This is a genomic window from Belnapia sp. F-4-1 (assembly GCF_000802185.1).
Lineage (GTDB): Bacteria > Pseudomonadota > Alphaproteobacteria > Acetobacterales > Acetobacteraceae > Belnapia.
Window position 1 is genome coordinate 2,364,713 of the sequence record NZ_KN676113.1, and the last position, 8,095, is coordinate 2,372,807.

Here is an 8,095-nt window from a genome sequence, read left to right on the forward strand (position 1 = left end):
CGTGCAATACGTTCCTGTGTCACCCTCCAGTTGCTGCTGATTGCGGCAGTGCTCTGATTGCGCTGTACCGGGCGGGGGTCCTCGTACAGCATATTTGTTGCTGTTTGGGCCAGGCAATGGGAACTGCTTTAGATGAGGACCGCAGCAATGGTTAACGAGCGTTTCCAGGGAGGTCTGCCCCGCGAGTGGACGGCGGAGATTGCTGGCGAGGTGTTGTGCGCTGGTGACCAGGTCATGCATCCGGCGCATGGTGTCGGGTGCGTCACCTGCATCGCGGTCGAGGAGGTCTCTGGGTTCAGCCTGGAATTCGTCCACGTCGTTTTTGATGAGGCACGGCTAACGCTCCGCGTGCCGTCGAACAAGGTCCGCAGCATCGGCCTTCGTCGTATTGCCTCCCAAGCGCTCATAGACGAGGCAATGGCTACGCTGCGCGGGCGTGCGCGGTCCACCAAGCTGATTTGGACGCGGCGGGCACAAGAGTATCAGGCAAAGATCAACAGCGGCGACCCACGCGTGGTCGCTGAGGTCATCCGAGATCTTCGACGTAATGCAATCACAGGCCAGCAAAGCTTCTCCGAACGCGTGATCTATGAGGCAGCACTCGACCGGCTGGCTTGCGAGATTGCGGCGGTGGAAGGAACAGAGAAGGCGGCAGCCGTCGGTAGGATCAACGACCATCTAGCATCTGTACCGGCCTAAAACTCATTGATAGATCCTGCTTTCGCGCGCTTTCTGTTTGACCCGGAAACGCTATGCGCGTAGGACCTTCTTCTGTTCAAGTGCCCGGATCGATGCTGGCCTCAATGCTAGTGGGCCAAGCCCGGAGCCAGACTCATCTAAAGCAGATCGAAACCCCACCTCACATTGTAACAGGATGTGGCGGCTGACCCAGCTGCACAGCATCCGAGTCGTACTGCGGGACCCACCCGCGATGCGCATTTCATGGCCGGCGTGCTTCTCGCCGAGACCTTCGGAAGTCTCACCCAATGACTGCCTCCCACACTGCCACCGCGGCCCAAACCGGGAATGACGACTTCGCAACCTTACTCGATGTCTACCTGGGGGCGGACACCTCCTTCGCAGGGTCGGTCATCAGCGGGCTCGTTCTCCGTATTGAGGGGGATGTTGCTGTTGTTGATGTCGGGCTGAAGAGTGAGGGTCGCATTCCTCTCAAGGAATTCGCACCGGCGGGTGGCACGGCCGAAATCCATGCAGGCGATCGGATCGACATTTTCGTCGAGCGCTATGAGGATCGGGACGGCTCGATCATGCTGAGCCGTGAGAAGGCGCGGCGCGAAGAGGCGTGGGTGGTTTTGGAGAGGGCTTACGAAGCCAACCAACGCGTCGACGGCGTGATCTTCGGGCGCGTCAAGGGTGGCTTCACCGTCGATCTCGGCGGCGCCGTGGCCTTCCTACCCGGCTCGCAGGTCGATATCCGCCCCGTGCGCGACGTCGGGCCGCTGATGGGCAGCCCACAGCCCTTCCAGATCCTCAAGATGGACCGCGCCCGCGGCAACATCGTGGTCAGCCGCCGCGCCGTCCTCGAGGAGTCACGCGCCGAGCAGCGCGGCGAGCTCATTAAGTCGCTAAGCGAAGGAATGGTCCTCGACGGCGTGGTCAAGAACATCACCGACTACGGTGCGTTCGTCGACCTCGGCGGCGTGGACGGCCTGCTGCACGTCACCGACATCGCCTGGCGCCGGATCAACCACCCGTCCGAGGCGCTGACTATCGGCCAGCCGGTGAAGGTGCAGGTCATCCGCTTCAACAGCGAGACCCAGCGCATCAGCCTCGGCATGAAGCAGCTGATGGCCGATCCGTGGGATGGCGTCGCCATCAAGTACCCGGTGAACGCCAAGTTCAGCGGCCGCGTGACCAACATCACCGACTACGGCGCCTTCGTGGAGCTGGAGCCGGGCGTCGAGGGCCTCGTGCACGTCAGCGAGATGTCCTGGACGAAGAAGAATGTCCATCCGGGCAAGATCGTCGCCACTTCGCAGGAAGTGGACGTGATGATCCTCGACGCGGACGAGCCGAAGCGTCGTATCTCGCTCGGCCTGAAGCAGGCCCAGGGCAACCCGTGGGAGCTGTTCCTCGAGGCCCATCCGCCGGGCTCCGTGGTCGAGGGCGAGATCCGCAACATCACCGAGTTCGGCCTGTTCATCGGCATCGGTCCGGAGATCGACGGCATGGTCCACATGTCCGACCTCTCCTGGGAAGAGGCCGGCGAGGCGGCGATGGCCAAGTTCGACAAGGGCACGGTCATCAAGGCCAAGGTGCTCGATGTGGATGTCGAGAAGGAGCGTATCTCGCTCGGCGTGAAGCAGCTCGAGGCCGACCCGGCCGCGGAAGTGCTCGACAAGGTCCGCAAGGGCGATGTCGTCACCTGCATCGTCACGCAGGTGCAGGCCAACGGCATCGAGGTCCGGGTCGAGGATGTCCTCACCGGCTTCATCCGCCGCGCCGAGCTGGCGCGTGACCGGGAGGAGCAGCGAGCGGATCGATTCTCGGTAGGGCAAAAGGTGGACGCTCGGATCACAATGGTGGACCGTGCCGCCCGTCGCCTGGCTCTGACCATCAAGGGCAAAGAGATAGAGGAAGATCGTCAGGCGGTCGTTGAGTACGGCAGCTCAGACAGCGGCGCCTCGCTCGGCGACATTCTGGGCGCGGCCATCCGCCGCAGGAATCAGGCTAGCTCGCCCGAGTAAAACCGGAACTGGTGGTTGGGCTCACGGCGCAGGGCCACTCATGGCAGTTTGCGCAGACTCGTAAGCCACAGGTGCTCATGCTGGAGGCTGGGGACATCGCTATGACTGCATGTGGGCATGCGACACCTGCAAGGTGCAGATGCTGCTGCCCCAGGCGAAGGAGCGCTGGTTGGTCTCCTACTCGCTCAAAGCGCGCGCGTCTGAACCGCCTATACCCTCCGCACGCAACGGCTTGATCCAGTGGACGAGATCGTCACCGTTCCTGGTGCCGTCCTCCTCGACATCGACGATGCCGCGCCGTGGGTGCCCAGGACGTTGATGCTGCGCCGGATAGTAAGCCCTTAGATGGCACGGCGCCTGAACGGGTAGTCGGCATTTCCAGGGTATGGAGCTTTGCGCCGGAGCATAGTGGCTTGGCCATTGATCGTTTTAAACTGCGCCATGCCCTTACCGAATGGCGAGGGCCATTTCGGCTGCATCGCCTGGTGGCAAGAGGGCGCGAAGCAGGTTACGCCCATGACCAACGAGGGGAGAAATGGCCGGGATGACAATCGGTGATACCCGCTTCTTTGTGCGGATGGGGCCGTACTCGCTGGCCGCGGTGGCCGAGGAGGCCGGCGGCACGGCAGCCGCAGCCGAACTCCTGCTGACCGGTGTGGCTCCGCTCCAAACAGCGGGACCGACAGAGGTGAGCTTCCTCGACAACCGGCGCTACGCGTCGGCGCTCGAGCGCACTACAGCGGGTGCGGTGATCGTGCATCCCGACATGGTGGCTCGGGTGCCTGCTGGGACTGTGCCGATCGTCACACCCGAACCCTATGCGGGGTGGGCGCGCGCCGCTGCCCTGTTTTATCCAGCATCGCCCATGCACCCAGGCGTGCATCCCACCGCCTTTGTTGCTGAAGGCGCACAGGTCGATCCCTCGGCCGAGGTAGGTCCCTTTGCTCTGGTCGAGGCCGGGGCGGAGATTGGCGGCCGCTGCCGCATCGGTCCTCACGTCACTATCGCCTCCGGCGTGGTGATCGGTCCCGATTGCCGGATCGGCGCGCATGCCAGCCTCAGCCATGCCCTGCTGGGGGCACGGGTCTATATCTACCCCGGCGTGCGCATTGGACAGGAAGGATTCAGCTTCGCTGCCACAGCGTCCGGGATCCTCTCCGTCCCGCATCTTGGACGGGTGGTCGTGGGCGATGACGTGGAGATTGGTGCCAATACCACCGTCGACCGTGGCTCAACCAAGGATACGGTGATCGGGGCCGGGTCGCGCCTCGATAACCTCGTTCAGATCGGGCACAACGTTCATCTCGGCCGTTGCTGCGTGATCGTGGCGCAGGTTGGCATTGCGGGCTCGGTAGCACTTGGCGACTTCGTGCAGATCGGCGGACAGGCGGGCGTCGCCGGGCACTTGCATATCGGGCAGGGGGCTCGGGTGGGCGCGCAATCGGGCGTGATGGCGGACGTGCCGCCAGGCGCAACGGTGGTCGGCAGCCCCGCCCAACCGCGCCAGGAGGTCTTCCGTCAGATCGCGGCCTTGAAGCGCATCGCGCGCCCGCGAGGATGACGAGTCTCGCCGATTGTACGGGCTCAGAGCCTTTCCATCGCGCGGGTCTGCGAAGTCGATCGGGCGACGCCGGGGGCCTCGCATTGCTTGGCCTGCAACTCCGCAGCCCCAGCGAATGGCCGAGGCGCGATCGCCTCAGGCGAGCTTCAGGTTGGCCGCGGCTTCTTTGCCGCGTTCGCGCACTACCTCATAGCTGACCTTCTGGCCATCATTGAGGCCTTGCAATCCCGCAGCTTGCACCGCGCTGATATGGACGAACACGTCCTTCCCACCATCGTCCGGTTGGATGAAGCCAAATCCTTTGGTGGCGTTGAACCACTTCACGGCACCGGTTGCCATATGGCGCACTCCCTCAGTCAAAGCTTTAGCGATCCGGCGGATCAGCCGGTAAACACCTTAGATCGATAGTTGTTCCCGACCCTGCTAGTTGGTCGGTGGCTGGAATTTCGAGAGCGGCGCCGGCCGATGATCACGAACCGCAAGGTCGGTCGAGCAGGCTATGGCAGCATGCCGCCAGAGAATTTCGTTCCCCAGTTCCCACCGCTGCTCCAGTCGGCTTCCATACAACCTGTCTCTCCCAACTAGACCACCGCGCTGAGGCGCAGGTTTGGCCTGGGTTTCTGCGGCAACCTTGATGGTTTGGCTGCGGAACGGAGCCGAGTTTTCTCTCCGAAATGCTGGAGACTCTCCGGAGCTTGAGGGTAGGGCAATTTAACCCTCAAGCTTTATCGCGTTGGGAATGCTGGACATTTTGGCCGGGTGCCGACCCGTCTTTCAGCGTGTCCATCGCCTACCGGTCGAAGCTGCGAACCAAACCAGCTTCTCTGCCCCCAAGCTCTTGCATTTCCTGGAGCCCCGTTAGGAGCGGTTCGGACCCTGTTTGCAGGAGGTCGCCCGGACCATAGCCGCGCAGCTGATCCGATCCGAGCACCTCAATAGTATCGCGAATGGAGCTACGGTTACTGCTCCCGCTGTGTGACCGACCGCACGCCACATCGGAACTGCCACCACCGTCCAATCTTTCGCTCTTTTATCCAAGGAGCCGAAGATGCCGAACGATAAGCAGAAGGGAACCGGGGAGCCCGGCTGGACCAAGGAGGAAAAGGGCCAAGGAGCTCCGACCTCCAGCAACGCGGGCGCGGCGGGCGATGCGGTGCCCAAGGCGGGCTACGGCGGCGACGAACGCGCCGCGACGGAAGCCGCAGCGGCGCGAGTGGAGGAAGACTCAAAGGGTGGGGCAGACCGAACGGTTGTGAAGGATGACTAAACTGCATCAAGTTTGAAGTTGGTCGTCAACCTTATGGGCCGGCGGGAGCGTAACCGATGCTAAGCGAGATAGTCCCCGCCGGCGCACCCTGGTGCGGCATCGTGCCTCGTGGTCGCATTCTGCGCATTACCGATCTGTGCGGGCGTCAGGCTGTCGACTTCCTCTGCTACAATGCAGCGGAGCCGGAAGAGCGGTATCACGCCCCTAACACGATGAAGGCAGCGGGCACGATTTTCCTGACGACCGGACACGTGCTCTACTCCGACATCGCACGCCCAATCTTCACCATCATCGAGGATCAGTTCGGCGGCCACGATACGATTGGCGGCTGCTGCAGTGGGCCATCCAACCGCATGCTCTACGGGGTCGAGGACTGCCCGGGCTGCCGTGAGAACTTTCTGCAAGCCCTGGCCCGGCACGGCCTGGGGCGGCAGGACATTGTGCCAAACGTGAATTTCTTTATGCGTGTACCGGTCGACGCTAACGGCAGCGCCGCGATTGCGCACGGCATCTCGCCGGCAGGTTGTGAGGTAGCACTGCGAGCGGAGATGGATGCGCTCGCCGTGATCTCCAACTGTCCACAAGTGAACAATCCTTGTAATGGCTATAATCCAACGCCAATCCGAGTGCAGATTACATGAACTCGGTACTGCTCCGCACTGCTCAGCAGTCGGTTCCTCGAACCTGTTGATCTCGCGTCGATAAGCAATTCGTGCCATCTGCCCGTCCCATGAGTGATGCACACATCTCCCCCCGTTGGGACACTCGGTTCCTGGCACTGGCGATGCACATCGCCGACTGGTCAAAGCACCGCACAACCAAGGTCGGCTGTGTCGTGGTTGACGACGACCGCCGGATCCGGGTGACCGGCTACAATGGCTTCCCGCGCGGGGTGACCGACCTGCCAGAGCGCCTTGCCGATCGTCCGACGAAGCTGCTCCTCTCCGTGCACGCCGAGGCCAATGCGGTCGCCACGGCCGCACGCTCGGGTGTGTCGCTCGCTGGATGCACGGCCTACATTACCCACCCGCCATGCGCAGCGTGTGCTGCCTCGCTGGTCCAGGCAGGAATTCAGCGCGTTGTGTTTCAGGGCCGGTTGCGGGCCGACTGGGCAGACAGCGAGGCGGCAGGACGTCTGCTCATGGATGAGGCGGGCGTGGCTTGGCAGCGTGGGGTGACTACCGAAACTTAAGGGTATGCGTCTGGGTCAACTATGGTTGCACGGATGAAGCTCCCCCCGCTCAGGAGCAATAAGCCCTGTGGCCTCTAATCGCTTCCTTCGATGGTGAATGCTGCTCTGAGACGGTTGGGGTCGATGGTTCGAATCGTTTACTGGCTCCAGTCGGTCCCCTCACAACCTGTCTCTCCTGACCAGGACACCCTGCTGAGGCGCAGGTTTCCGACCGGTTTCAGCCGCTACCTTGATGGTGCTGATCCGGAACGAGGACGGATTTTCTCTTCGAAACGCCGGAGAGTCTCCAAACCTTGAGCGTTGGTCGATTTTGCCAACAAGGTCTAGCAGCTTGTCGGATTCCCATCTGGCCTGAAATGGGCGAATCTGGCGGGCATGACAGGGTTCATTCCGTTCAGCCGCGAGCAGGCCTTTCTGCTGCCGCCGGATGCCAAGGACTGGTTGCCGGCGGACGACGTGGCGCACTTCGTAGTGGCGGCGGTGGACCGGGTGCCGCTCGGCGCCTTTGCGGTGCGGCCGATCCCGGGCGGCAAGGCGCAGTATCACCCGCGCCTGCTGCTGGCGCTGCTGATCTACTGCTATGCGAACGGCATCTTCTCCTCGCGGCGGATCGAGCGGGCGACCCACCGCGACATTGGGGTGCGCTACGTGGCGGCGAACCTGCACCCCGACCACGACACCATTGCCGCCTTCCGCCGGGCCAACCGCGCTGCCTTCGAGGCGGCCTTCCTGCAGGTGCTGCTGCTGGCGCGCGAGAGCGGCCTGCTGCGGCTCGGGACGGTTTCGATCGACGGCACCAAGCTCGACGCCAACGCCTCCAAGATCCGCTCGGTGCGGTATGACCGCGCCAAGGCGCTGCGCGTCAGGCTCGCTGCCGACATCACCGACCTGACCAACCGCGCCGAGGCGGCCGACGCTGAGGCCCAGCCCGACCCGCAGGCGCTGCCCGCTGAGATCGCCAGGCGCGAGGCGCTCAAGGCCAAGCTCGATGCCGCCTGCGCCCGGCTGGAGGCCGAGGCCCGTGCCGAAGCCGAGGCCGCCCGACCCGAGTATGACGCCAAGCGCGCCGCCTACGAGGCCAAGACGGGCCGGCGGGGCCGCCCGCCCAAGCCGCCCAAGGACGATCCGCCGCCCGAGCGGCAGTCCAACCTCACCGACCCCGACAGCGCGCTGATGCGCCGCTCCGACGCCCATGAGTACCGCCAGGCCTACAACGCCCAGGCTGTGGTCTGCGCCGAGGGCTCGCAGCTGATCCTCGCCACCGGCGTCGTCGCCACCTCGGCCGATGCGCCGAGCTTTGCCGCAACCATCCTCGGCATGGAGGGCGGCATCGGCCTGCCACAGACCGTCCTCGCCGACACCGGCTT

At 63.7% G+C, this 8,095-nt stretch carries 8 protein-coding genes; 7 read left to right on the plus strand and 1 reads right to left on the minus strand.

The annotated features are described in order from the left end of the window. Nucleotides 1-132: 132 nt before the first annotated feature. The 3 genes from LH62_RS11355 (at nucleotide 133) to lpxD (ending at nucleotide 4,269) form a co-directional block, all read left to right on the plus strand. Nucleotides 133-699 (plus strand): CarD family transcriptional regulator, encoded by a 567-nt coding sequence (locus LH62_RS11355; RefSeq protein ID WP_236552535.1) that lies wholly within the window; start codon nucleotides 133-135, stop codon nucleotides 697-699. 287 nt (nucleotides 700-986) lie between these two features. Beyond that, on the plus strand, nucleotides 987-2,708 hold the full coding sequence (gene rpsA / locus LH62_RS11360; protein ID WP_043361355.1) for a 30S ribosomal protein S1: 1,722 nt from the start codon (nucleotides 987-989) through the stop codon (nucleotides 2,706-2,708). A 544-nt stretch (nucleotides 2,709-3,252) separates the two neighbouring features. After that, nucleotides 3,253-4,269, plus strand: coding sequence for a UDP-3-O-(3-hydroxymyristoyl)glucosamine N-acyltransferase (gene lpxD, locus LH62_RS11365; protein ID WP_236552536.1), 1,017 nt, complete (start codon nucleotides 3,253-3,255; stop codon nucleotides 4,267-4,269). Between the two features lie 135 nt (nucleotides 4,270-4,404). Here the strand turns inward: lpxD and LH62_RS11370 are convergent, their stop codons facing one another. Continuing rightward, nucleotides 4,405-4,608, minus strand: a complete 204-nt coding sequence (locus LH62_RS11370; protein ID WP_043361359.1) for a cold-shock protein — start codon at nucleotides 4,606-4,608, stop codon at nucleotides 4,405-4,407. 709 nt (nucleotides 4,609-5,317) lie between these two features. Between LH62_RS11370 and LH62_RS11375 the strand changes: the two genes are divergently transcribed. The 4 genes from LH62_RS11375 to LH62_RS11385 form a co-directional block, all read left to right on the plus strand. Further along, nucleotides 5,318-5,536: a hypothetical protein gene (locus LH62_RS11375; RefSeq protein WP_043361360.1), complete on the plus strand. Its 219-nt coding sequence runs from the start codon at nucleotides 5,318-5,320 to the stop codon at nucleotides 5,534-5,536. A gap of 56 nt (nucleotides 5,537-5,592) precedes the next feature. Continuing rightward, a complete protein-coding gene (locus tag LH62_RS29255; RefSeq protein WP_082012496.1) occupies nucleotides 5,593-6,177 on the plus strand; it encodes a DUF1989 domain-containing protein in 585 nt (194 codons plus the stop codon). Nucleotides 6,178-6,266: 89 nt separating this feature from the next. After that, nucleotides 6,267-6,728 (plus strand): deaminase, encoded by a 462-nt coding sequence (locus tag LH62_RS11380; RefSeq protein ID WP_043361363.1) that lies wholly within the window; start codon nucleotides 6,267-6,269, stop codon nucleotides 6,726-6,728. 375 nt (nucleotides 6,729-7,103) lie between these two features. Beyond that, nucleotides 7,104-8,095: transposase (locus LH62_RS11385; protein ID WP_043365605.1), on the plus strand; the 992-nt coding region annotated here is incomplete at its 3' end.